20 protein-coding genes are annotated in these 26,059 nt (G+C 46.9%); 15 read left to right on the forward strand and 5 right to left on the reverse strand.

Features of this window, described 5'->3' with window-relative positions; genetic code table 11:
• Positions 1 to 60: 60 nt before the first annotated feature.
• Together BN3910_RS07290 and BN3910_RS07295 are read right to left on the reverse strand one after the other, a co-directional pair.
• Positions 61 to 927: a nucleotidyl transferase AbiEii/AbiGii toxin family protein gene (locus BN3910_RS07290; protein WP_075968014.1), complete on the reverse strand. Its 867-nt coding sequence runs from the start codon at positions 925 to 927 to the stop codon at positions 61 to 63.
• A gap of 1 nt (position 928) precedes the next feature.
• The gene (locus BN3910_RS07295; protein WP_066926040.1) at positions 929 to 1,510 is read right to left on the reverse strand and encodes a type IV toxin-antitoxin system AbiEi family antitoxin domain-containing protein; all 582 of its coding nucleotides are present in this window, start codon (positions 1,508 to 1,510) and stop codon (positions 929 to 931) included.
• 273 nt (positions 1,511 to 1,783) lie between these two features.
• On the opposite strand from BN3910_RS07295, the gene BN3910_RS07300 reads away from it, so the two are divergent.
• Together BN3910_RS07300 and BN3910_RS07305 are read left to right on the forward strand one after the other, a co-directional pair.
• On the forward strand, positions 1,784 to 3,235 hold the full coding sequence (locus BN3910_RS07300) for an alpha-amylase (protein ID WP_066926043.1): 1,452 nt from the start codon (positions 1,784 to 1,786) through the stop codon (positions 3,233 to 3,235).
• A gap of 8 nt (positions 3,236 to 3,243) precedes the next feature.
• Complete coding sequence (locus tag BN3910_RS07305) at positions 3,244 to 3,861, forward strand: ribonuclease H1 domain-containing protein (RefSeq protein ID WP_066926046.1); 618 nt, start codon at positions 3,244 to 3,246, stop codon at positions 3,859 to 3,861.
• A gap of 80 nt (positions 3,862 to 3,941) precedes the next feature.
• Here BN3910_RS07305 and mscL read toward each other — a convergent pair whose 3' ends face one another.
• The gene (gene mscL, locus BN3910_RS07310) at positions 3,942 to 4,331 is read right to left on the reverse strand and encodes a large conductance mechanosensitive channel protein MscL (protein WP_066926049.1); all 390 of its coding nucleotides are present in this window, start codon (positions 4,329 to 4,331) and stop codon (positions 3,942 to 3,944) included.
• Positions 4,332 to 4,585: 254 nt separating this feature from the next.
• Here mscL and BN3910_RS07315 point away from each other — a divergent pair, with 254 nt between their 5' ends.
• The 7 genes from BN3910_RS07315 (at position 4,586) to BN3910_RS07345 (ending at position 16,450) form a co-directional block, all read left to right on the forward strand.
• The gene (locus BN3910_RS07315) at positions 4,586 to 6,565 is read left to right on the forward strand and encodes a sodium-translocating pyrophosphatase (RefSeq protein WP_066926053.1); all 1,980 of its coding nucleotides are present in this window, start codon (positions 4,586 to 4,588) and stop codon (positions 6,563 to 6,565) included.
• Positions 6,566 to 6,683: 118 nt separating this feature from the next.
• Entirely contained in the window at positions 6,684 to 7,778 is a 1,095-nt protein-coding gene (gene ychF / locus BN3910_RS07320; protein WP_066926056.1) for a redox-regulated ATPase YchF, read from the forward strand.
• Between the two features lie 60 nt (positions 7,779 to 7,838).
• Positions 7,839 to 9,635: an aminopeptidase P family protein gene (locus BN3910_RS07325; RefSeq protein WP_066926059.1), complete on the forward strand. Its 1,797-nt coding sequence runs from the start codon at positions 7,839 to 7,841 to the stop codon at positions 9,633 to 9,635.
• Entirely contained in the window at positions 9,632 to 11,509 is a 1,878-nt protein-coding gene (gene uvrC, locus BN3910_RS07330; RefSeq protein WP_066926062.1) for an excinuclease ABC subunit UvrC, read from the forward strand. Before BN3910_RS07325 ends, uvrC begins: the two co-directional genes overlap by 4 nt.
• A 2-nt stretch (positions 11,510 to 11,511) precedes the next feature.
• On the forward strand, positions 11,512 to 12,465 hold the full coding sequence (gene hprK, locus BN3910_RS07335; RefSeq protein WP_066926064.1) for an HPr(Ser) kinase/phosphatase: 954 nt from the start codon (positions 11,512 to 11,514) through the stop codon (positions 12,463 to 12,465).
• Between the two features lie 198 nt (positions 12,466 to 12,663).
• Positions 12,664 to 16,197, forward strand: a complete 3,534-nt coding sequence (gene nifJ, locus BN3910_RS07340; RefSeq protein WP_066926067.1) for a pyruvate:ferredoxin (flavodoxin) oxidoreductase — start codon at positions 12,664 to 12,666, stop codon at positions 16,195 to 16,197.
• A gap of 22 nt (positions 16,198 to 16,219) precedes the next feature.
• On the forward strand, positions 16,220 to 16,450 hold the full coding sequence (locus BN3910_RS07345) for a hypothetical protein (protein ID WP_148417356.1): 231 nt from the start codon (positions 16,220 to 16,222) through the stop codon (positions 16,448 to 16,450).
• Between the two features lie 301 nt (positions 16,451 to 16,751).
• Here BN3910_RS07345 and BN3910_RS07350 read toward each other — a convergent pair whose 3' ends face one another.
• Both BN3910_RS07350 and BN3910_RS07355 read right to left on the reverse strand, forming a co-directional pair.
• Positions 16,752 to 17,741: a 1-aminocyclopropane-1-carboxylate deaminase/D-cysteine desulfhydrase gene (locus BN3910_RS07350; RefSeq protein WP_066926072.1), complete on the reverse strand. Its 990-nt coding sequence runs from the start codon at positions 17,739 to 17,741 to the stop codon at positions 16,752 to 16,754.
• Positions 17,742 to 17,812: 71 nt separating this feature from the next.
• A complete protein-coding gene (locus tag BN3910_RS07355; RefSeq protein ID WP_066926074.1) occupies positions 17,813 to 18,721 on the reverse strand; it encodes a LysR family transcriptional regulator in 909 nt (302 codons plus the stop codon).
• 217 nt (positions 18,722 to 18,938) lie between these two features.
• On the opposite strand from BN3910_RS07355, the gene BN3910_RS07360 reads away from it, so the two are divergent.
• The 6 genes from BN3910_RS07360 (at position 18,939) to BN3910_RS07385 (ending at position 26,047) form a co-directional block, all read left to right on the forward strand.
• Entirely contained in the window at positions 18,939 to 20,093 is a 1,155-nt protein-coding gene (locus tag BN3910_RS07360) for a mandelate racemase/muconate lactonizing enzyme family protein (RefSeq protein ID WP_066926077.1), read from the forward strand.
• A gap of 80 nt (positions 20,094 to 20,173) precedes the next feature.
• Entirely contained in the window at positions 20,174 to 21,556 is a 1,383-nt protein-coding gene (locus BN3910_RS07365) for a sodium:solute symporter family protein (protein WP_066926081.1), read from the forward strand.
• Between the two features lie 246 nt (positions 21,557 to 21,802).
• Complete coding sequence (locus BN3910_RS07370; RefSeq protein ID WP_066926083.1) at positions 21,803 to 22,624, forward strand: enoyl-CoA hydratase/isomerase family protein; 822 nt, start codon at positions 21,803 to 21,805, stop codon at positions 22,622 to 22,624.
• Between the two features lie 23 nt (positions 22,625 to 22,647).
• Complete coding sequence (locus BN3910_RS07375) at positions 22,648 to 23,940, forward strand: acetyl-CoA hydrolase/transferase family protein (RefSeq protein WP_066926086.1); 1,293 nt, start codon at positions 22,648 to 22,650, stop codon at positions 23,938 to 23,940.
• 150 nt (positions 23,941 to 24,090) lie between these two features.
• Complete coding sequence (locus BN3910_RS07380; RefSeq protein WP_066926090.1) at positions 24,091 to 25,239, forward strand: acyl-CoA dehydrogenase family protein; 1,149 nt, start codon at positions 24,091 to 24,093, stop codon at positions 25,237 to 25,239.
• Positions 25,240 to 25,258: 19 nt separating this feature from the next.
• The gene (locus tag BN3910_RS07385; RefSeq protein WP_066926093.1) at positions 25,259 to 26,047 is read left to right on the forward strand and encodes an electron transfer flavoprotein subunit beta/FixA family protein; all 789 of its coding nucleotides are present in this window, start codon (positions 25,259 to 25,261) and stop codon (positions 26,045 to 26,047) included.
• Positions 26,048 to 26,059 lie beyond the last annotated feature (12 nt).

A 26,059-nucleotide genomic window follows, 5' to 3' on the forward strand; every position in this document is an offset into this window, starting at 1 on the left:
CGTGCTATATTACTCTAACCGTGGAAGGCGCGTCAAGAGGAGAATGCGTATTTTTAAGTACTATATTTCGGACAAATTTTCTGTAATCTGCTTGAAGAAAGAAGAACTCCATACTTCTAATGTGGAGGGGTCTTGTACGAAAGGCTCGACATCACGTTTGGCTTGAACAAAATCGATCGTATCGAATCGTTCTTTCAGCATTTGTTTTACCTCTGCTAAAGAACATTCCGTCTCTGCAGGAATTGCGCCGGAGTCAATTAATCGCTCGCATAAGTGTCGGCGATTAAGTTTTGCCCCTCGGGAGAGATAGAAGACGTAATCATAGAGATCCCTTCCTTTTATCCGACTTTGCCATGCTCGACATAGAACCGCGTGGACTTTTCCTGCAAAAAGGGAGGACATATCATATAGCTTTACTTCATAGGGAATGGGTAACAAGCGATAGCGATGTTCAAAAGTTGCAAAGGATGGTGGGCAGACGTCCACTTCAAATTTTATTTTTACGACTTCGTTTTTTGCAATATTTGTTGTAATCGGATCATCTGCATAGAACAACAAAAGATGCTCCTTTGTGTTGCCCTTCAAAAAGGCCGAACGAATTGAACTGTCTTTTGTTTTTTCTTTTTCAGAAATTTCAACATTTAATCCAAATGCACTCACCTCTTTTTTCAGTTGAGGAAAGAAAGCAGAGAGATCAAAAGCGGGATTTTTTTCTTCGAGAGAAAAATCTAAATCCTCAGAAAAACGATCCAGCCCATAAAAAATTCTCAAGGCAGTTCCGCCGTAAAAGGCAGCTTGCTTAAAGAATCCTGCGCGAGATAAACCGCATAAAACGATTTCTTGCATAATTTCCTTCATCGCATTTTTCTTGTCATAGACAGTATGTACACTATAATTTTTCAGCATTTGTTCGATCGATCGGTTCAATTTAAAATCTCCTTAATAGTGCGTCGAGTCTTTTGACGTTTGTACTGTGATAAGCATTGCTGTAGGAGGCTATTTTTTCTTTATTTAAATTTTTGATTGCGGCGGATTCGATGCGTAAATCTTCTGTCAGCAAACGTTGCAGTTCCTTTTGGTTTGGGACAGGAGAGATCGTATAGAGCTGATCACATAGCGCTTTTTCCGGTTCCGCGATGCGATAAAAATAGTCTCCTTCTTGCACAACACGCAGACCCAATGGAAAGGCTTCAGAGGGCACATCACGATAGGTAAAAGTTCCGAAAGAGGTTTGATACTTTTTTTTCTTCTTCTTTTCAAAGGTTGCGCTGGTTACGACATATACAGCCTCAGGGATTAGAGCATAGTAACTTAGGGCAAAGGCAAACGAAATGTAGGACGGCCCATATATGCTGCCGGCAAGAAAGTGTGCGGGAACATTTGGCTCCGTTTCATACAGCCCCTTCGTTATCGGAAAGTATTCGCCACGTTTTACCATTCGCTGTAGCTTCGATTTCGGAGAGGCATATTCGTTTAGTTGTTCTAAAAGCATAGCCGTTGTTTTTATCATTTTTTCACCTCATAGTACTATTATGCGCGACTATCTGGTGAAAATCAAACATTATTGATTACGTTTAAGAGGAAACGCTTCTACTTTTTAACTGTTAAATTCAATCTCTTGCCGTTTACGTAATAGACGAATATTTCGGTGTCGAAATAAGGCATTATACATTCCTAGAAGAAAAAAAGACCGATCTCGGGTAGAATAAAAAGGCACGAAGACCTTGGTATGAGGATAAGGCGTGCAGCTGCGTTGATGGAAACGCACAAGAAAGGACTTCACATGGCAATTAACGGGGTAATGGTACAGTCATTTGACTGGGAATATCCGGCGGACGGGTCGTTCTATCGTCGGTTGGCGGAAATGGCGGAAGCGATGGAAAACATGGGCGTGACAGCGGTGTGGATGCCACCTGCCCATAAAGGCACGAGCGATCAGGACGTCGGCTACGGCAGTTACGACTACTGGGACTTGGGTGAGTTTGACCAGAAAGGCACCGTGCGAACGAAATATGGGACACGCGAAGAACTGGAGGCCTGTATCAAAGCGTTGCATGATCACCATATTGCCGTCTATGCTGATATGGTCTTTAATCACAAGGGCGGTGCGGATGAGACAGAAGTTTTTCGCGCGGTGATGGTCGATCAGAACGACCGCACAAAGGATGTCGGCGAGGCGCATGACATCGAGGCGTGGACGAAATTCACGTTTCCCGGTCGCAAAGGAAAATATTCAACCTTTCAGTGGCATTTTTACCATTTTACGGGCGTCGATTATGACCAGCACACCGATACGACCGCCATTTTCCGCATTTTGGGGGACGGCAAGTATTGGTCGGACGATACCGATTCGGAGAAGGGTAACTTCGATTATCTGATGAATGCCGACATTGACGTTGCGCACCCCGATGTGCAGAAGGAGCTGATGGATGTTGCCTATTTCATGATTGATGCCATCGGCTATGACGGTTTCCGCTATGATGCGTTGAAACACATTGATACGGGATTTATTGATCGCCTCTCGGCCTTTATTCTCGACTATAACCCCGATTTTTTCTTTGTCGGCGAGTACTGGAAAAACAGTGAAAGCAAGATGAAGCATTATCTGGAGGAGACAGATTATAACGTCCATCTGTTCGACGTGCCGTTGCATTTCCATTTTGCCGAGGCTTCGCGCAATGAAGACTATGATATACGCCAAATCTTTGATGACACCTTGGTAGCGACAAATCCTGTGCAAGCCGTGACGTTTGTGGATAATCACGATTCGCAACCCGGACAGGCGCTGGAAAGCTGGGTGGATCCGTGGTTTAAGGAAATTGCCTACGCACTCATTCTTTTGCGTCGTGACGGTTATCCCTGCGTATTTGCCGGCGATTATTATGGTATTCCTTCGGCGGAGTATCCGGGCGTAAAAGAAGCCCTGCTTTCGTTGATGGATGTGCGGAAGGAATTCGCCTATGGCGAGCAGGATGATTATTGGGTGACGCCGACGAAGATCGGTTGGGTGCGTCGGGGCAATGAGGAACATCCCTATCCGCTGGCTGTCCTGATTTCCACAGGAGATATGGATGAAGAACGGATGTTCGTTGGTGAGCAGGAAGCAGGTCAAGTCTATTGTGACCGCAGCGGAAAAAATGCCGACATCACCATTGACGATGAGGGCTTCGGTCTGTTTACGGTTGCGCCCGGTTCGGTCACGTATTGGACGCGTCGCGACCTTCCGGAATGCTGAGGTGGACGATGACCTATTATGCGGTTCGCGTCGGCAGAAAACCAGGGATCTATTCCACCTGGGCATCCTGTCGTGAGCAGGTGCATGGCTATGCCGGCGCACAATTTAAGAAATTTACGACCGAGGAAGAGGCGAAAGCGTATATGCAAGACGCTGCAGCGGCAAGCGAAAACACGATTCCGGAGAACATTCCGGAAGGGGAGTGCCACGCCTATGTGGATGGCTCTTTTAACAGCAAAACCCGAACATTCGGCTACGGCGTCGTCTTCTTTTCCGCGCACGGAAAAGAAATCTTTTACGGCTCGGGAAAGGATGAGCATGCCCGCCATCGCAATATTGCCGGTGAGCTTCGCGGTGCAGAGAAGGCGATGGATCTTGCCCTCGCTCAACACGCAAAAACGTTGACCATCTACCACGACTATGCCGGTATTTGCCACTGGGCATTAGGCGAATGGAAAACCAACGTTCCCTTGACGCGCGCATATGCCGAAAAGGCCAAAACGGTGCGTGAACAGCTTACTCTTCGCTTTGTTAAGGTAAAGGCACATACCGGAAACACCTATAACGAAGAGGCGGACGATTTGGCAAAAAAAGGGGCAGGGTTGGTAAAAAAAGAAGCGACATGATCTAAAAATCATGTCGCTTGTCGTTTTTTAGCGATCGAAAAATATGCAATCAGCAAATATATTGTTTCCCGAAAGGTCTGTTATTCCAGCGTAGACGTGCAATGCGGACAACGCGTTGCATCAATGGCCACTTCGGATTTGCAATAGGGGCAAGTTTTTGTGGTTGGAGCCTCTTCTTTTTTCGCCGGAGCCATTTTATTGAATGCTTTAATCAGAAGAAACATCACAAAGGCAATAACGAGGAAGGAAAAAACGGCGTTAATAAAGTTTCCGACGGAAAAGAGAATCGGCCCGGCTTGTATCGTCCATTCTTTGAAGTTGACCCCGTTTAGAAAGACATTGAGAATCGGCGTAATCAGATCCGCCACCAGAGAATCGATAATTGCTTTGAACGCGGCGCCCATAATCAGACCAACCGCCATGTCCAGCACGTTTCCACGCGCAATAAAGGCTTTAAATTCTTTGATCATTTGTATCTCCTTTTGTTGTTTCGCGCTGTTTTTATTGGCGCTATCATTTTCATTATCGGCTCTTCTTAAACATCCGATACAATTACGCCTTTTCTCCGGCGCTTTCGTTCCACGCCTGTATACCCAAAGCGCGTAAGAACCTATAATTTTCTTTTCTTTTGCCCACGCTGGGCAATGGTATTGTCCAAAAGGATTGTCTATAATAGAAAAAAAGGCCGGATGATCATCCGGCGAAGTCTTGTTTGGAGGTAAACATGAACTTTTTAGCGATTATTGCCATTATTGTTGGCGCGGCCGCGATCGCGCTGGCCATGATGAAGCTGCAAATCATTCAGCGGCTTCCTGCTGGAACAAAGGAGATGACGCACATCGCGAGCCTTAACCGCGCCGGTGCTTTCGCATTTTTGCGTCGAGAGTATACGGTGATCGCCGCCTTAATGGTGGTGGTTTTTCTCGCAATCGGTTTCGGCCTCAGCTCCTGGTCTACGGCCATTTGTTTCCTGATTGGCGCCGTTTTCTCGATGCTTGCCGGCTTCATTGGAATGAATGCGGCAACGTTGGCGAACGTGCGCACGACGAACGCGGCGGCAACGAAGGGGATCAACGAAGCGCTGCAGGTAGCGTTTTTCAGCGGTTCTGTTATGGGGCTGGTGGTTGTCGGTCTCGGCGCTATTGGCGTCAGCCTTTTCTATCTCATTTTCCATGATGCCAGCATTGTCATGGGCTTCAGCCTTGGCGCCTCCTTTGTGGCGCTGTTTGCTCGTGTGGGCGGCGGCATATACACGAAGGCTGCAGATGTCGGCGCCGACCTGGTTGGTAAAGTCGAGGCGGGCATTCCGGAAGATGATCCGCGCAACCCCGCTGTTATTGCAGATAACGTCGGCGACAACGTCGGCGACGTTGCCGGTATGGGCGCAGACCTGTTTGAATCCTATGTTGGTGCTATCTTGTCGGCGCTTACTCTCGGTACGCTGGCTTTCCAGGAAAAAGGCGTGCAGTATGCGCTGACCTTAGTGTTCTGCGGGTTGATTTCCGCCATCGTGGGCATTCAATCGGTTCGCGGTTCGGATAATCCGCAGCGTTCGCTGAATCTGGGCACTTTGTATTCGTCCGCTATTCTTTTGGTTACCTCTTTGCTGTTCAGCTTCATCGTATTCGGAGAAGTACGTCCGTTCATTCCGGTTCTTTGCGGCATCGCCGTCGGCTTGGGTATTTCCAAAATTACCGAAGTTTACACATCGGAAACTTTTCCGTTCGTGAAAAAGATTGCCAAAGAATCCACCACCGGATCCGCAACGAATATCATTGCCGGTCTTTCGGTAGGAATGAACTCCACTGCAATTCCTATTCTCCTGATTGCGCTCGGTATTATCGTTTCCTTCATGGGCATGAACGGCATGGGAACGAACGCCGGTCTTTATGCCATTTCCTTAGCCGCTCTGGGTATGTTGGCCACTTGCGCTATGACGATTGCGGTTGATGCCTATGGTCCGGTAGCGGATAATGCCGGCGGCATTGCCGAAATGACGGCTTTACCGGAAAACGTCCGTGCCATTACGGACAAACTTGATTCTGTAGGAAATACCACCGCTGCCATCGGAAAGGGCTTTGCCATCGGGTCTGCAGCGTTAACTGCACTTTCTCTGTTTGCTTCTTATACGCAACATGCACAACTTTCGACTTTGGATGTTACGCAGCCGCAAGTGATTGCCGGTGCGTTTATCGGCGGTATGCTACCGTTCCTGTTCAGTGCGCTGACGATGAATGCCGTCGGCGATGCGGCCAATGCGATGGTCGAAGAAGTGCGCGAACAATTCCGTAAGAGCCCGGGCATTATGCAGGGGACAGCTAATCCGGATTACGGTCGTTGCATTGATATTTCGACGCAGGCTTCCTTGCGAAAAATGATTCTTCCGGGCTTGTTAGCGGTTGCCGCTCCCCTTTTGGTGGGTATGCTCATTGGTGTCGAAGCGCTCGGCGGCCTTCTGGTCGGCGCGCTGATTACCGGTGTTTTGCTGGCCATCATGATGGCCAATGCCGGCGGTGCCTGGGATAATGCTAAAAAATACATCGAAACGGGTGTTTATGGCGGAAAGGGCAGCGATGCCCATAAAGCGGCCGTCACCGGCGATACGGTCGGCGATCCGTTCAAAGATACGTCCGGTCCGTCCATCAATATTCTGATTAAACTGATGACGACGGTATCGCTGATTTTCCTGCCGCTGTTCTTGTAAGATTTTACAAAATGGCGTAAAAATGGCGTACAGAATGGCGTGAAAATGGCGCAGAAATGGCGTAAAACGCCGAAGGGAACGCTCGGAGCCCTTGAAAATAAAGGAGTTGTAAGAAAATATGAAATTAGGTATCGTCGGTTTGCCGAACGTCGGGAAATCTACGCTTTTTAATGCGATAACCCATGCCGGCGTGCCGGCGGAAAACTACCCTTTTAATACGATAGAGCCCAATATCGGCCTGGTGGAGGTGCCGGATGAGCGCCTTCATGTTCTGGCGGAGCGTTTTTCATCGAAGAAAGTCATTCCGGCGGTCATCGAATTTTACGATATCGCCGGCTTGGTGCGTGGAGCGAGCAAAGGAGAAGGCCTTGGAAATAAATTTCTGGGCGATATCCGCACGTGCGAAGCCATCGTCGAGGTGTTGCGCTGCTTCGAAGACGAGAATGTGACGCATGTCGACGGCTCCGTAGATCCTTTGCGCGACATTGAAACCATCAACCTGGAGCTTATCCTGTCGGATTTGGAACAGATCGACCGCATTCTGGTCAAAAAAGAGAAGCAGGCGAAAGCGGATAAAGAAGTGCGTCCCGAGGTAGATCTTTTGCAGCGCATTAAGGCAGTGTTGGAAGAGGGTCGATCGGCGCGTGTCCTGGAGCTCAATGACGAAGAAAAGAAGCTGCTCAGCTCCTATCAGCTGTTGTCGGTGAAGCCAGTGATCTATGTGGCCAATGTCGCGGAAGAAGACTGTGCAGATGACGGTGCAACAAACGAGAACGTGCAAAAGATCCGTGATTTCGCTCGAACGGAACAGGCTCGCGTGGTAGTGATTTCCGCCAAAACCGAGGCGGAAATTGCACAATTGGATGAAGAAGAGCGTGCCGAATTTTTGGCTATGATGGGGTTCAGCCAGTCGGGACTGGATCGGCTCATCGTCGCATCCTATGATCTTTTGGGTTTGATGTCTTTTCTCACTACGGGAGAGGATGAATCGCGTGCCTGGACGATTGCAAAGGGGACGAGCGCTTGGGAAGCGGCCGGAAAAATTCATTCGGATATTCAGCGCGGGTTCATTCGCGCCGAGATTTTCTCCTATACGGATTTTATGGAAGCTGGCTCCATGGCGGCAATTCGCGAATCGGGGAAATTGCGCTTGGAAGGAAAAGAGTACATCATGCGCGATGGAGACATTGTGCATTTCCGCTTTAATGTATAACGTTGATTAGACGGCGAAATGTCGGCCGTGGATTTTGCCGATACGGCAGAAAGGAGCATTATGACGATCACAGAACGCTTGGATGCCTTGCGCAAGAAAATGGCACAACGAGACTTGGAAGCGTACATCGTTCCTACAGCAGACCCGCACCAATCGGAATACGTGCCGGATTATTATAAAACGCGCGTTTTTATGAGTGGATTCACAGGCTCCGCCGGCACACTGGTGGTAACCAGAAACGAAGCCGGTCTTTGGACCGACAGTCGTTATTTTCTGCAGGCTGAGCAGCAGCTGAAGGGATCGGGAATCACCCTCTATCGCATGGGAATCGATCAGAAGATGGAAGATTTCCTGCGGGAGAAGGTCTCTCCTTTTGGGAAAATCGGCTTTGACGGAATGTGCTTCTCGGTTTCACGCTATCGTAAGCTGGCAGAGGCCATGGGTAAACGCGTTCTGGTTATTGATGTCGACTATATTGCCGACATATGGACCGATCGTCCGGAACTGCCTTCAAGACAGGCATTTTTCCTGGACAAGACGTATTCCGGCGCCACGATCGAGGAGAAATTGCGCATTCTGCGCTTTATGCTACGCGATCGCGATTGCGATTATACCTTTATCAGCGGCCTGGATGATATCGCGTATCTTTACAATATTCGCGGGTATGACGTGGAAGACACCCCGGTGGTATTGAGCTACGCTCTCGTTTCGGAAGACGAAGCCAAGCTCTTTGTGAACATGGAAAAGATAACCCCGGAAATTCAGACGAACTTGGCGGAAGCCGGCGTTGAGATCTTAGATTACGATTCGATTGGATCCGCTTTGGCGGAAATTGCCGGACAGAAGATCGTGTATCTCGACCCCGACTATACGAGCATTACGCTTTTCCGTTGCCTGCGTGAAAACGTGAAGATTCAGCAGGGAACAAACCTCACCTCGCTGATGAAGGCCATCAAAAACGAAACCGAAATTTCCAACATGAAAGAGGCATACATTAAAGACGGTGTCGCGTTGGTCAAGTTCTTCAACTGGGTGGAAACCGGCGCACCGTCACGTTCGGTTAATGAGCGTGCGGCGGTACGCAAATTGCATGAATTGCGTGCGGAGCAGAAGAATTTCCTGATGGACAGCTTCGGCGCAATCATTGGCTACGGGCCCAATGCGGCGATTGTTCATTATGATCCGATGCTGAGCAAAACCACCGCCACCATTGAACCCAAGGGGATGCTGCTGGTGGATAGCGGCGGTCATTATCTGGAAGGCACGACGGACATTACCCGAACCGTAGCTATGGGGCAGGTGACTGACGAGGAACGTGAAGATTACACGTTGGTGTTGAAGGCGCATATTGCCGGCATGACGGCCGTTTTTCCGAAGGGAACGCCGGGCATCTACGTTTCTTCTCTTGCCATGTCTCCACTGTATCAGGCGAAAAAGACCTATTTCCACGGCACAGGCCACGGCGTGGGTCACATTTTGGCTGTCCACGAAGGTCCGCAGTCGTTTACAAATGTTCCGAGAGGGGGCGGCATTGTCGAGTTGGCTCCGGGCATGGTCACCTCGATGGAACCGGGCCTCTACATTGCCGGCAAACACGGCATTCGCATCGAATCCATCACGCTCTGCGTAGAGAAGGAAACGAACGAGTTCGGCACATGGTATGCCCTGGAGGCTTTGACCTGGGTGCCCATCGATACGCGACCGGTTAATGTGGACATGCTTACGGATGACGAGCTGCAATGGCTTAACGAGTACAACGCTACGTGCTACGAAAAACTTTCTCCGCATCTGGAAGACGAAGACCTCCACTACCTGTCTGCACGCTGCAAGCCGCTTGAACGCGAGACGAGGGAATGAAGGATTTTTCCGAGGAACTGAAACGCGTGCCGGAATCGCCGGGTGTATATCTGATGCGCGATGCCCACAATGTCATCATTTATGTGGGAAAGGCTATTTCGCTGCGCCGGCGTGTGCGTTCTTATTTCACGCCCTCCTCCCATGGCAAGAGCCCAAAAGTGCTTGCCATGGTGGAGCACGTGGATCATTTTGAATACATCGTTGTGGACAATGAGGTAGAAGCGCTGGTATTGGAATCTAATTTCATCAAACAGCACCGGCCGCATTACAACATTCTGCTTCGCGACGACAAGCAATATCCCTATATCTGTATTCCGCAGGAACGTTATCCGCGCCTTCTTAAAGTGCGGCAGGTAAAATCGGACGGCGCAAAATACTTCGGCCCGTTTCCGAACGCCTATGCCGTCAATGACACCATCCGTCTTTTTCAGCGCCTTTTCGGTCTGCGCACCTGCCGTCTTGATTTCGATCGTGGTGCGCGTCTGAAAAGGCCTTGTCTCAATTATGACTTGGGGCAGTGTCCCGCGCCTTGTGTGGGCTTGGCGAACGAAGAGGACTACCTGGAACAGGTGCATCAGGTGGAAGAAGTGCTCAAAGGAAACGACCGGACGATTCGCACACAGTGGACACAGGAGATGGTTGCGGCATCCGAGGCGCTTGACTATGAACGGGCGGCGCGCTTTCGGGATGCGCTTTACAATCTCGATGCTCTGCAGGAAAAACAGAAGGTGACGTTGGCGCGAGGAAAAGATGCGGACGTGATTGCCATGGCTCGCAGCGGTGCGCAGGTGATTATGCAGGTCTTTTTCGTTCGCGGCGGAAAGGTCGTGGATCGACGCACCTTTCGGATTCAGGAAGAATACCAGGAGGAAGAAAAAGCGATCCTGGCTTCCTTTCTAAAACAGTTTTATCTGGACGCGACATACATTCCGGGCGAACTCTTTTTAGCGGTGATGCCCGAGGAGGAAACGGCCATTGCCGCGTTCCTGAGCGAGCGAAAAGGACGCGCAGTGCAATTGCGGGTGCCGAAACGAGGCGATAAGCTGGCTCTTCTGCGCACGGCGCAGGCCAATGCCGAGGAGCAACTAACGAAAGCGCTTGCGCGCGAGGAGCGAAAAGAGCGTAACAAGGATGCAGGGATTCGCGCATTAGAAACCATTGTCGGCCGCGAACTTTCCCGTGTCGAGGCGTATGACGTATCCAATGTTTCCGGGGTACAGAACGTCGGAGCGATGGTGGTCTTTCATCGGGAACGCAAAGAGCCGAAGGAATACCGCAAGTTCAAAATTCAAAGCGTGGAAGGCAGTGATGATTACGCCTCACAGCGCGAAATGCTTTCCCGGCGATTTGCTCACGGCTTGCGTGACCGAGCCGAAGGAAAAACCAATACCGGATTCGGCGTTTTGCCTTCCGTCATCCTGATGGATGGAGGAAAAGGGCATGTGCACGTGGCGGAGGATGTGCTTCGCGCACAAAATCTGGATATTCCCGTTGTCGGCATGGTCAAAGACGATCGCCATGTGACCCGTGCTCTGTTTTATAAGGAACGGGAGTGGGAACTCGATACCCGTTCGCCGCTGTATCATTTTCTTTATGTTGTACAGGAAGAAGTGCATCGGTTTGCGATTACGTATCACAGACGGCTGCGCTCCGGTGCCATGACACAATCCGCCTTGGACGGCATTGCAGGAATCGGCAAGAAGCGCCGCACGGCCTTGCTTCGTGCCTTCGGATCCATCGAAAAGATCAAGGATGCGTCGGTGGAGGATCTTTCCGCGGTCGAAGGGATGACCCATTCCGCAGCGCAGTCGGTTTGGGACTATTTTCAACACGAAGCAAAACGGAAGTCGGGCGATGAGCAGAAAGAGGAGTAATCATGGAGAGCGAAAATCGAACCGTAAAATTGGCCGAACTGGTGGAGAAGACCGGGTTGGAAGTGGTGTCGCGCTCGACAGATTATGATGACATCATCATCAAGGGCGCGGATGTTAACCGCCCGGGTCTACAACTTGCGGGCTTCATGGAGAATTTTCCCTGGGGACGCCTACAGATTATCGGCCGGGTAGAATACATTTACTATATGCAGCTTTCTCCGCAGCTGCGCTATGAGCGTTTCCGGGGGCTTTTTTCCTATCCCATTCCGGCGCTCATTTACTCCTATGATCAGGCGATCACCGACGATATTTTGGACTTAGCCGATTATTACAACAAGACGATTTTGCGCACGCCGCTGCAAACGACAAAGCTGGTTGCGAAAATGAATCAGGAACTGGAAAAATTGCTGGCACCGCGCACAACCGTGCATGCCGGATTAATGGATGTTTTCGGTACGGGCGTGCTCATTCGAGGCAAGAGCGCCGTAGGAAAGTCGGAAACCGGGTTGGATTTGCTTATTCGGGGACATCGTCTTGTAGCGGATGACGTGGTGGAACTGACGCGTGTGGACAACAGCTTGATCGGACAGGCCCCGGAGAACATTCGGCATTACATGGAGATTCGCGGTCTCGGGATTTTGGATATTCGCCGTCTCTACGGCATCGGCTCGGTAAAGGAAGAAACGGAAATCGAGCTGGTGATTATGCTTGAGGACTGGCAGGACGAGAAAGAATACGATCGTCTCGGCATTGCGGATGAATATACCGAAATTTTAGGCGTTCGTCTTCCGGCGATTACCGTGCCGGTGAAACCGGGACGAAATCTCGGCATGATTATCGAAGTGGCGGTGCGCAACAACCGTCTCAAACAAATGGGATATAACGCCGCATTGGAGTTAAACAATCGCCTGATTGAAGAATCAAACCGCCAGGCGCGCGAAGAGGGCGTGCAATAGGGTCGTGCAGAAATCGGGAAAGCGGTGGGAAATCGCGGAAAATGGCACACAAATGAGCAGGAAGCGGATGCATATTGGGCGGAAGTTTGACGGAAGAACGGCTTTATTTTATACTTTAAGATAGTTCAAAAAGATGGAGAACAGTGGGGATTTCCCCAGAAAACGGCAGGATGGCCGCACAGAAAGTCAGGAGAAACTATGGTCCAAAAATTCAAAACAATGGATGGCAACGAAGCTGCCGCCTATGTTTCGTACGCGTTTACGGAAGTGGCGACGATCTATCCGATCACCCCTTCGTCCCCGATGCCGGAGCACGTCGATACTTGGGCAGCCAATGGGATGAACAACATTTTCGGCAAACCGGTGCATGTGGTGGAGATGCAGTCCGAAGCCGGTGCGGCGGGCGCTGTACACGGTTCTCTTGCCGCCGGTGCGCTGACGAGCACCTATACGGCTTCACAGGGTTTATTGCTGATGATTCCGGATATGTATAAGATTGCGGGTGAGAATCTGCCGGGCGTTTTCCATGTGGCTGCACGTGCTGTAGCCAGCCATGCGCTCTCTATTTACGGTGATCATTCCGACATCAACTCGGCGCGCATGACCGGCTTCGCATTCCTTTGCTCAAGCTCCGTACAGGAAGTCATGGATCTGGGTGCGGTAGCGCATTTGAGCGCTATTGAGGGTTCTCTGCCGTTCTGCCATTTCTTTGACGGCTTCCGTACATCACATGAAATTAACAAAGTCGCGGTTTGGGATTTCAAAGATTTGGATGATATGGTGGATCACAAGGCAATTCAGGCGTTCCGTGATCGTTCGATGAATCCGAATCGTCCGAAGACGATGGGCACCTCCCAGTCGCCGGATATTTTCTTCCAGAACCTGGAAGCCTCGAACCGTTTCTACGAAGACATTATCCCCATCGTGGAAAAGAACATGAAAAAGGTCTCCGAAAAGACCGGTCGCTCCTATCATCTGTTTGATTACTACGGCGATCCCGAAGCGGAAAACGTCGTGGTGCTGATGGGCTCCGCCTGCGAGGCCATGGAAGAGGTCATTGATGCTGAGGCGGAAAAGGGAAACAAGCTCGGCATGGTTAAGGTACGTCTCTATCGTCCGTTCAGCCGCAAACACTTCCTTGAAGCGTTGCCGAAGAACGTGAAGAAGATTGCCGTTCTGGACCGCACGAAAGAAAAGGGTGCGCTGGGTGAACCGCTTTATATGGATGTTCGTGCTGCGCTTTACGATTCGGATATTCATCCGCTGGTCGTCGGCGGACGCTACGGCATGGGCTCTAAGGACACGATTCCGACGCATCTTCTTGCGGTATTCCGCAACCTGGAAAAAGATGAACCCAAGAACCACTTCACCATCTCCATTGAAGATGATGTGACCAATCTTTCCCTGGATCAGTCGGAAATTTTACACATTCGTGAAGAGGGAACCACACGTTGCAAATTCTGGGGCTTCGGCTCCGACGGTACGGTCGGCGCCAACAAACAGGCCATTAAGATTATCGGCGACAACACCGATCAGAACGCGCAAGGATATTTCTTCTACGACTCGAAGAAATCCGGCGGTTTGACCATTTCGCATCTGCGCTTCGGCAAGAATAAGATTCGTTCCACCTATCTTTTGGATGAAGCGGATTTTGTCTCCTGCTCAAAACAGGCGTATGTCCATCAATACGATCTGCTCCGTGGCCTTAAACAGGGCGGCGTGTTTATGCTCAACTGTACATGGACGAAGGACGAATTGGAAACACATCTTCCGGGACAGATGAAGCGCTATTTAGCTGAAAAGGACATTCAGTTCTATATCATTAATGCCTCCAAACTGGCGCAGGATATCGGCCTGGGCAATCGCACCAACATGATTATTCAATCGGCGTTCTTCAAACTTTCGGGTGTTCTGCCTATTGATGAAGCGGTTGCGCATTTGAAGGATTCCATCGTTAAAGCCTACGGCCATAAGGGTGATGACGTTGTGAACATGAATAACAAAGCGGTTGACCTGGGCATTGAAGCGCTCGAGAAGGTGGACATTCCGGCCGCTTGGGCGAATGCCGAGGACGAGGCAGTAGATCTTTCGGGTACGCCCGACTTCTTTAAGAAAGTGGTTCGCCCGATGCTTCGCAACGAAGGTGATGATCTTCCGGTTTCCGCTTTTGTCGGACGTGAAGATGGACACTGGGATGCCGGTACTTCGCAATACGAGAAGCGCGGCATTGCCCTCTATGTTCCGGAATGGCAGATTGACAACTGTATCCAGTGTAACCAGTGCGCGTATGTTTGCCCGCACGCAGTCATCCGTCCGTTCCTGTTAAATGAAGAAGACCAGAAGAACGCGCCGGAGGGCTTTGTTTCCAAGAAAGCCATTGGCAAGGGAATGGAAGGACTCAACTTCCGCATTCAGGTTTCTCAGCTGGACTGCACGGGCTGCGGAAACTGCGCGGATGTCTGCCCGGCCAAGACCAAGGCGCTTGTCATGAAGCCGTTCGAAGAGCAATATGAAGCACAAAAGGGCTTCTGGGAATATGCGCATGAGAAGGTGGGCTATAAAGAAGATGTTATGCCGGATACCACGGTCAAGGGATCACAGTTCAAACAATCCCTGTTGGAGTTCTCCGGCGCCTGCGCAGGCTGTGGCGAAACGCCGTATGCACGTCTTTTGACGCAGCTCTTCGGTGACCGTATGCTCATCGCAAACGCAACCGGATGCTCCTCCATTTGGGGCGCTTCGGCACCGTCTTCACCGTATACGGTCGATGCCAACGGCTGCGGTCCGACATGGGGCAACTCGCTCTTTGAGGACGCTGCGGAATATGGCTATGGTATGTTGCTGGCGACGGAATCCAACCGCGATCTGGTGGAAACCAAGATGAAACAATTCCTTGATTTGCAGATTGACTCGCCACTTAACGACCTGTTTAAGACTTGGATGGAAGACAAGGGTGACTATCGCGCCTCGAAAGCCGCTACGGCTGACATCTTGGAGGCAGCCAAGGCCGGCGTGAACAATGCCGAGGGACAAAAACTCCTCGATGAAATTGTGGATCTTAAAGATTACATGACCAAGAAGTCGCAGTGGATCTTTGGTGGCGATGGTTGGGCATTTGATATCGGATACGGCGGATTGGATCACGTCCTTGCTTCGGGCAAAGACGTCAATATCCTCGTTATGAATACCGAAGTTTACTCCAACACCGGCGGTCAGTCCTCGAAGGCTACGCCGCTCGCCGCGATTGCGCAATTTGCCGCTTCTGGTAAGCGCATCAAGTCGAAGGATCTCGGCCTCATGCAGTCCACTTACGGTTACGTGTACGTTGCGCAAATCGCTATGGGTGCGAACCAGAACCAGACGATCAAGGCATTGCGTGAAGCAGAAGCTTACGACGGCCCGTCCCTCATCATCGCCTATGCACCGTGCATCAACCACGGCATCCGCATCGGCATGGGTAAGAGCCAGGAACGCGAGAAGCAGGCGGTTGAAGCCGGTTACTGGCATCTGTGGCGCTACAATCCGCTGCTCGCACAGGAAGGAAAGAACCCGTTCCAGCTTGACTCCAAAGAGCCTACGGCCGACTTCCAAGAATTCCTGATGGGCGAGGTTCGTTACTCCTCTCTCAAACGCAACTTCCCGGATGCCGCCAACGAACTGTACATTGCAGCGGAAAAAGCAGCCAAAGAGCGTTACGAGAATTACAAGCGCTTAGCGGCGATTGAGTACTAAGCATAAGACGCGCATCACATTTGTGATCGACAAAGAAACGAAAACACCGAGCGTATCCAAAAAGGATACGCTCGGTGATTTTTTTGCCTATGCTTCAAGGAAACGGTATGTTCGAAAGGCTACACAAAACAATATCGAAGAGGCACGGGCCCTTGAGCTTAAAGCGGCCGAAATCGTCTTTGCGACAGAGGGCTGCAAAATTGGTTTAAAATTGGTTTTTGAAAACCATGGTGTGCCGAATTGTGAACTTTAAGGAAAATAATGTAATCGATTTTATAAGCCGTTGCTTATTATTAAGGAGATAGATGCGTACAAGCAAGTATTTGGTCATCGTAAATACCAAATGCTTGCCTGTATGCTTTTATGCAATCGCGTAGACCTTGCTGAGTTGGAGGGCGCTATTTGAGTCCGGAATAGCCCAAGAAGACGCTGGAAAAGAATATTTAGTTAGTGTATGGTTTTTCGTCATGTTAACATAACTTTGTCTTGTATAATCATAACGCGATATGAAAAGAAGATCTTTCGTAATAACCTTTTGTTCTTTCTTTGTCATCTTAATACTGAGAAAATAACGACCCAAACCCACCGGTGTGAAGAAAGCAAATAGGGCCTTTAACTTTACCCGAACGAATATAGTCATGCATCGCAACAAGTACTTTGCTGTTGTATACATTTTCAATCACAATTCCTTCCGTACTTGAGAACTCAGCAATGATCTTGCTACTTTCCGGTGTGTTTATTCCCCATCCATCTCCTCTATATCGATCTGTTATTTCACATACGTATTTTAGCTCGCTGAGGAAAGGTAAGCCTAGTAGACTTTCAGCTTCATGAATCGTGTGTTCGATGTTAGCTGTCAAAACATTTTTATCATTTTCAACACTGACAACGACGATACGAAGAGGTAAATTACATAAAGTGTTCCCATAAATCAGTCCACTAGCTATTCCACCATTGCCCGCTGGAATAAAGACTGTTAGGCCAGGAAGGCCGACGGTCTCAACTTGATGATACAATTCAGAGATTGCCTTAACATAACCAAGCACGCCACGTCCACTGGTTCCACCATTTTTAATGACATAGGGCGTGCATCCCTTGGAGAGCTTTTTTGCCAAGGAATTAACGTAAGCGTCGCGTTCCTGCGAAGAAACCTTGCCTAAATAGTACGATTCTGCGCCGAGTAAGTGATTAAGAAGAACATTCCCCTCTCTGCGTAGTGGTTTTTCTCCGTTATGTACCAATACACATCTAAGACCAAGTTTTGCGCAGGCTGCAGCAACTAACGAACATAGGTTGGATTGAACTGGTCCAGATGCAAGGATAATGTCAGCTTTCAGTGATAATGCATCTCCTAAAAGAAATTCTAGATTCCTAAGTTTATTGCCTCCTGGCCCTAGCCCGGTTAAATCATCACGCTTGATAAAAATATCAGGATATCCCCACTGACTTTCCAAATGTTTCAAGCGTTGAAAAGGTGTAGGCAAGCATGCTAATGAAGTTTGTGCGACGGTGTGTAAAGCCTTTTCAAGTTTTTTATACATCATAAAACCATGATCCTTTCTATCTCAAAACATCCAAAACACTACTGGCTTTTGTAGCCTTATAATAACTAAGATCATCTGATACAATTTGCAAAAAAAATTTTCAACTCGTCAGCAAGAGCATAAAAAACTTTCGCCATTTTATGGTCTTCTCGGAATAGAACAGAAACAGTATAAGGTAAGAATTTCTCTGTAAACGGTTTTACAGTAAGCGAAGAAAACTGTGGAAGAAGAGAATTAGTGTAATATTCATTGATGGTAAGGCCGAGACAGCCTTCTTTCTGACAAGCGTCATACATATAAAGAGTATCACTCAAGTACACAATTTCATCTGGATAACACTCGTTTTGTTTGCAATATTGCAGAAGACTTTGATTGGCGCGCTCATTAATGTATAGAATAAGACGTTCATTTTTTAACACTTTCGGAGAAGCTCTCTTTTTATTATTCAAAGGATGCCCCTTTGGCACCAATAAAACGCGATCCCATGTTTTTAAATCAATCTGAACAAAATCACTTGAAGATATATAATCCGAATATGTAATCATGTCAAGTTTGTTTTCGCTGAGCAGTTCAAGTCCCTGCGCATAACTCAGCTCTCTCGCCTCCAACCGAGTATCCGGATAACTGCTTTGAAATTTCTTGCTCCAAATTTCACGAATGTTTATAGAGTTTAGATATCTTGTACCACCAATTAAACCTATCTCCATTCGCTTAGACGATAATCGTGAAAAACCAGAAACTATTTGTTCTAGTTCGCTCATCTCGTGTAGTACAGGCTGACATGCAACGTAAAGCATCGTTCCTAATGGCGTGGGCTCTAAGCCATTATGCTTACGAAAAAACAGTTGACCAATTTCCGACTCAAGTGTCATCAGAATACGACTGAGACCTTGCTGGGAAATATAGAGCTTTGATGAAGCCTTCACCAAGCTTTTCGATTCAAAAATCACTGAAAAATATTTCAACTGTCGAAATGTCATTTTATTTCCCCTGAATAACACGTATAAATATTCAATCTTCCTTATTAAAGTATAGCAAGTTATAACAGGAAATACAACAAATGAATCAACACTATGTTGTACATTGACGCAAATTTACTGTTTCACAGCGGAAATGTTAATTGATACGATTACTATAAAGTAATAAAAAAAGAATTCTTTTTTAAAAATATAAATTAAAGGAAAGGAGCTGGTTTTCTTGAAAATCGAAGATATCACCTATGATTGCGTCGAAATTCCTTATTCAAGGCCATTTCATCCAACATGGTATCCTGGTAATACGGAGAATGGACAAATAATCTTTCTCGTCCGTGTTCATACGGACGAAGAAATCACTGGTTACTCCTGCATGGAAGCACCACATGGAATACTTCCAATTATATGCAGCACCATCGATTATGCAAGATCGTTTCTCATTGGCGAAGATCCCCGAGATGTAGAAAAAATTATGCTTAAACTTCGAAATGTCGCTCGCGTTGCTACAAGACCGTGGGTGATTGAAAATGCGTGCTGGGATATTGTCGGCAAAAAAGCAGGAATGCCAACCTATAAAGTTCTTGGTGCCTTTCGTGATCGTATTCCGGTATATGCTGCATGGGGCGAGATCCGCTCAAATGAAGAGCGCTATGACGATGCTCAGCGCCTTGTTGAAATGGGTTTTCGAGCAGTCAAAGTTCGTTTGTCAAATGAGAAGATACGGGACGACATTGCAATCATCGAAACGGTGCGTAAGGCTGTCGGTGACAAGTTAGAGATTATGGCTGATGCGAATCAGGGAACTGCTTGTGAGCGCAACTATCATTCTTTTCCTCCAGTCTGGAGCTACAATCGTGCGCTCGAAACTGCTCGCGAAATGGAACAGTTAAATTGCACATGGCTAGAAGAGCCACTTTGGCGTTATGATTTCGATGGACTCGCTAGATTAAACGAAACAGTGGATATTGCCATAGCAGGTGGCGAAATTAATATTGGTCTACCCGATTTTAAGATCATGCTTGAGAAAAAATGCTACGACATTTTACAGCCCAACTGTACCATGAGCACGGGCATCAGCTATATCCGAAAGATTGCTGCACTAGCCGATGCTTGTGGAAAGATCGTTAATCCACATGCTTATATTCCTGGAACAGGTGTGCTGCAAAGCATGCATCTGGTTGCCTCCTACTCTAATTTTACATGGCTAGAATATCCTTGTGACCCACCAGTCCTTACTCCAGAGGTATTTCAAGGCATAACAAAAGGAAATTTACTATTGGATAAAACAGATGGCTGCATTCCTATGCCACAGACACCAGGTTTTGGTATTGATGTTGATGAAAAGCTCATCCAAAAATATAGCATCTTGAAGCATTAAGAAAAGTCACTCCAAAGACGATTTACGTCTATAGCAAAACGTCACCCAAATGCTACAAATAGAATTTTAGGAGGAAAAATATGGATCATCTTACCCTCATCGTTGTAGTACTGGCCGTGTACATGGCTGCTATGCTGTTCATTGGCTGGCTCGGCCGTAGCAAATCTGACAATTTTGATGAATATGTTACTGCTGCAAAAAAAGGTTCATTTCTACTCGTTTGCGGATCTTATATTGGATCCCATATCGGAAATGGTGTCGTTGTCGGCGGGGCGCAAAATGGAGCTGTTTATGGCCTTGCTGGCGTTTGGTATGGTGTTGGAGCGTGTTTGAGTTACATAATTTATGCTCTAGTCATGGCGAAGCGTATGAAAAGGGAAGACTGTCTGACTTTGTCGGAGGTCATTGACAAGAATTATGGCGGTCGGACTTGTGGAACGATATATGCTGTGATCAACTGCGCGGCTGCGGTCAGCATTATGGCTGGACAAATCGTTGCTGGAAAAAACTTATTTGAATATCTCGGCCTAAATCCTATAGTTGGAGCCATTCTCTGTACGGTAGTGGTGTTTATTTATGCTTCTATGTCTGGCCAGTGGGGTGTAATGATGACGGACGTTATTCAAGTTGGCATTATCTTTTCTTGCACCTTAATAGCCCTAGGGTATATGTTTAGTTCTGGTGCTTTTGAATTAATGCATGCAACACTTGAGCCTGTAGAATGGGGACTTTTCAATGCAGATCCTGAAGCAATTGTAATGAACGCTGTGCCTGGTATGCTTTACGGTCTAATCTCCTGCGCTTCTTTCCAACGCAATACATCTGCCAAAGATGAAAAAACTGCGTTCCACTCTGCTCTATGGGGCGGGATTATTCTCTTGCCGTTTGTTATCCTTCCAGTTTTAATGGGAATGTATGGAAAAGCTCTCTTTCCCGATGTACCTTCTGGCATGATTATTTTCAAAGTCATGATGGAGGCTCTTCCCCCGTTTATCGGTGCTTTAATGATTGCGTCATTGATGGCTGCGGTTATGTCCACTGTCGATTCTCAGCTCATTTATGTCACCGCTTCTGCCACAAAAGATATTTATTGCCAGTTCATCAATAAAGATGCCAGTCAAGAAAAGCTCGCTAAGCTGGGCAAAGTTATTACTCTTGTTGCTGGTCTTATAACCCTCTACATCGCTCTTGGCGCAGAAATGATTACAAGCTTGCTCTCCTACGCTTATACATTCCTTTGTGCTGGCACGCTGGTCATGGTTGTAGGGGGCATCTTCTGGAAAAAAGCGACAAAAGCGGGCGCTATCGCCTCTTCCATTGTGGGAATCTTCTTTGTTATTCTCTATAAATTTTGTGGTGTAGCCTTGCCGTTTGCATCAATATTCCCAATACTGCCGTCACTGATTGCTTTTGTTGTTGTGAGCTTATTAACACAACCGAAAGATCAAGCTCAAAAGATTTAATTTGCATGTGCTGACGCTGGCATCAGATTAACCTGATGCCAGCATAGTTCGGCTGTATTTTTAACGCAAGAGTTCTTTTCCTGGTTACATATACTTTTCATTGTAATTAGAAAAAGCGAACCTTATCAAAGCAAGAATATGTCTATGACTCTTTTGCAGATGTTTAATCATCGTTTGATATAAGCTGGTTTTATTACTAGCAACTTTATGAATTTCTATGCAAGAATAAAGAAAAGGAGTGCCACTATGAGTGAAAAAGTTTTGGTATATAAACGCGAAGGCAAAGTGGGAAAGGTCATGCTGAACCGTCCAAAAGTTCGAAATGCTTTAAACAATGAGTTAGTAGAAAATTTCGGTGATATAATTCGCAAGGCTGATGCTGATCCAAAAACCAATGTAATTCTTCTCTGCGCTGCTGGAGACAAAGCTTTTACTGCTGGATTTGACCTAAAAGAAAGCATTGAAACACCAATTATAGACGTACCCGCCCGACGGGAAAATTCGTTGATGGAACTTAACAACTTTCGGTCGATCTGGGAAGCAAAAAAGCCTGTAATTGCAGCTGTTCAGGGCTACTGTATTGGTGGCGGTGTCTGGATGTCTTTTCTTTGTGACCTTCTTATTGCTTCTGAGGATGCAATGTTCGGTGAGCCTGAACTCAAATATTCTTACATTAATAATGTACTAGTCGAACCATGGAAGATGACAATGAATCGCGTTAAACAATTGGTTTTTTTAGGTGACTTCATGAGTGCGAAAGACCTAAAAGAAGCAGGCGTTGTTAACTTTGTTGTTCCCGCTGATAAGTTGGACGAAGAAGCAATGAAACTTGCTAATCGTCTAGCGGACCAACCTGCTGAATCAATCCGAATGCTCAAATACGAGATTAATAAGACCTATGAAATTATGGGCATGCGCAACGCAATGGACTTTGCTGCTGAGATGTTCAATCTATGCAGAATCAATCAAACACAAGAACAGGCGGAGTTCAATAAAATTGTTAATGAACAGGGCCTTAAAGCTGCCCTCGCATGGAAATCGGAAGCAGAAACTGACGAAAAACAGTGACTTCCAATAGGGGGTTATAGGTAATGACATGGCAAGAGGAATATAAAAGAAAAATTGTAAGTTTGGATCAGGCTGCGACCCTTATCAAAAACGGTGATCGCATCATGACAGGTAATCGCGAGTGTCGTGGTATCCTTCGCAAACTTTCCAAGCGTTCTGATTTAAATGGCGTCTACTATTATGCTCCTATCATTAATTTCCTTGTAGATGAGGAAAATGTGGGCCACGGTTTTCGTCCTGCAACCAGTTTTCTCAATGACAGTTCTTACTCATTGTATGATCAAGGTAGAGTAGACTTTATTCCAAGTGAATACTGGATGTATGATAAAACGGCTACCTCTGCTCTCGATAGCAACGTTGCGATGATTGAGGTTTCTAAGCCAGATGCATATGGCTATATGTCCATGGGTACATGCACAGACTTCATTCGCCATGCATGTGATAATGCAGAACTTGTTATTGCTGAAACAAACGCTAACTTCCCGTTCATATATGGTAGTAATTTAATCCACATTAGCGAGATTGATTATGTTGTGGATGAAGGTGAAGACTATGAACTCATGAATGTACCCATAGATATCGATGAAAAAAGTGTTGAGACATATAAGGCTATCGGTGGCTATCTCTCGGAGCTAATACCAAACGAGGCTACCATTGAGGTCGGACTCGGTCGCCTGAATTCCTCCTCTATGATGTTTCTCGAAGGAAAACATGATCTTGGCGTCCATACTGAAGTCTATGGCGATATTCTCATGCACCTTACGAACAAGGGGGTAATTACAAACGCATACAAAAGTATGAAGCCAGGAAAATCTGTTTTTACCCAGATGGTAGGGACTCCTGACCTCTTCTCTTGGTCAGCACATAACCCTGGCCTCGAGCTTAACAGCTGTCAAACTGTGCTTAATCCAGGAACAATATATGAACAACACCGAATGACCGCAATAAACAATGCTGTAGAAGTTGATCTTCTTGGCCAGGCCAACTCAGAATTTTTAAAAGGCAAGCAGCATAGTGGCATGGGAGGTATCTGCAACTTCGCTTCAGGAGCTTCAGCAAATCTTGAGGGAAAATCGATTGTCGTACTCGAATCTATGACGAGAAACGGAAAATTCTCAAAGATTACACCCTCATTCAAGCCTGGAACGCCTATCAGTCTTCCGAGGACATTAATTGAATATGTTGTAACCGAACAAGGAGTGGCTAAATTAGTTGGTAAGTCAACAAAAGAACGTACCCTGGCGCTTATTCGTGTAGCTCATCCTAAATTTAGGGATGAACTGCATTTTCAAGCAAAAAAACTTGGACTAATATAGAATTTCGTTTTATCTCGACACATTGGTAGTGGCGGATTCAACAGGGCCTTTTTGTAACAAATTAGAGCGTATGAAAAGCAGTAATACATTGTATTGATTGTTAATCTTTAATAACTGTTTTCCATTGCTTATAGGAGGAAAAAGAAAACGATGGATTTCAAACTGGATAATTCGCATCTACTCCAACAGGAGCTATTCCGTCGCTTTGCGGAAACCGAAATCAAACCATTAGCCGCAGAGATGGATGAAAAGGAAGAATATAATTCTGCTCTACTACAAAAGTTGCAAAAATACGGTTTTTTTGGAATTCCATATTCAAAGCAATTTGGAGGGGAGGGGAGCGATACTTTAGCATATGCATTATGCATAGAAGAGATTTCAAAAGTTGACGCTAGCACAGGCATTACTTTATCTGTCCATACCTCCCTTTGCTGCTCATGTATCAACAATTTTGGCACAGAGGAACAAAAAGAGAAATATCTTCGTCCTTTAATCAACGGTACCAAAATTGGTTGCTATGGTCTTACTGAACCTGGCGCAGGTTCTGATGTACAAGGAGCGGAAACCACCGCTGTCCAAGACGGAGATAGTTGGGTCATAAATGGATCCAAGATTTTTACGACTAATTCAGGCTTTGCTGATACTTGCATTGTTTTTGCGCTCACTGATCGTAATGTTCCAGCTTACAAGGGGATGACAGCTTTCATTGTCGATCTTAAAAGGTCAAACGGTATAACTATCAGCGATAATATCAAGCGCATGGGCATTCGAGCCGCCTCTAACTGTATCGTTTCATATGACAATGTTCGGGTCGATAGTGGCCGCATTCTTGGACCAGTAGGAAGTGGCTTTAAAATTGCAATGTCAGCCTTAGATTGCGGTCGTATCGGCATTGCTGCACAAGCTGTTGGAATTGCACAAGGTGCACTCAATGAAGCTATTAAATACGCTAAGGAGCGGAAGCAGTTTGGAAAGAATATTATTTCCTTTCAGAATTCGCAATTCAAGCTTGCTGAAATACAAACCAAAATCGACGCCGCTCGTCTACTGACATGGCGCGCAGCAGTAGCTGAAGATAATACTGAGATGTTTGGGCATATGGCTGCCATGGCAAAATTAATGGCATCTGAAGTTGCTGTTGAAGCATCTCGATTTGCAATTCAACTTTTTGGAGGCTATGGATTTTGCCGAGAGTATCCGGTTGAACGCATGTATCGCGATGCTAAAATTACTGAAATATATGAGGGCACCAGCGAAGTTATGAAAATGGTAATCTCCAGTTCTATGAAGTTAAGATAAGAAAGGAACGTTCTAGAAAATGAAGATTGTTGTTTGTATCAAACAGGTGCCAGATACCACTCAGGTAAAACTAAACCCCAAAACCAATACATTAATTCGCGAAGGTGTTCCATCGATTATCAATCATGATGATAAAGCTGGCCTTGAAAAGGCGCTTCAGTTGCGAGAACAAGTTGGAGGAACCGTTTCTGTTGTCTGCATGGGCCCTCCTCAGGCGGAAAGGGCTTTGCGAGAAGCTCTAGCTATGGGCGCAGATCACGCATATCTTCTATCTGATCGTAGGTTTGGTGGGTCCGATACTTATGCTACTGCAGTAATCATTTCTTCCGCTCTGTTTAGGATCGGTTTTGATCTTGTTATAACCGGGCGTCAAGCAATTGATGGTGATACCGCACAAGTTGGTCCGCAAATTGCAGAGCAGTTGCATATTCCACAAATATGTTATGCAAAGGACATTAAAGTTGAAGAAGATTACCTGATTGTTGAGCGTCAATTTGAAAATCAAACGTACATTCTCAAAGTTAATACCCCTTGTCTGATAACAGCGCTCTCGGAGATGAGCTCACCACGTTATATGAGTATAAAAGGAATTGTTGATGCTTACAAAAAAAACGTCACCATTTGGGGATTTGATGATCTTAAAGAACACTTCAATCCTGATTTTATTGGACTTAGCGGTTCTCCTACTAATGTGTTCCTTTCATTTGGCAAACATTTGCACACCCCCGGCACTATCTTAAATAATGTATCTGCTGACGAAGCAATCGATGCTATCATAGGAACGCTAATCCAGCGTCACTTCGTCTAATGAGAGGAAGAA

Origin of the sequence: Murdochiella massiliensis (assembly GCF_900059565.1) — a bacterium.
Lineage (GTDB): Bacteria > Bacillota > Clostridia > Tissierellales > Peptoniphilaceae > Murdochiella > Murdochiella massiliensis.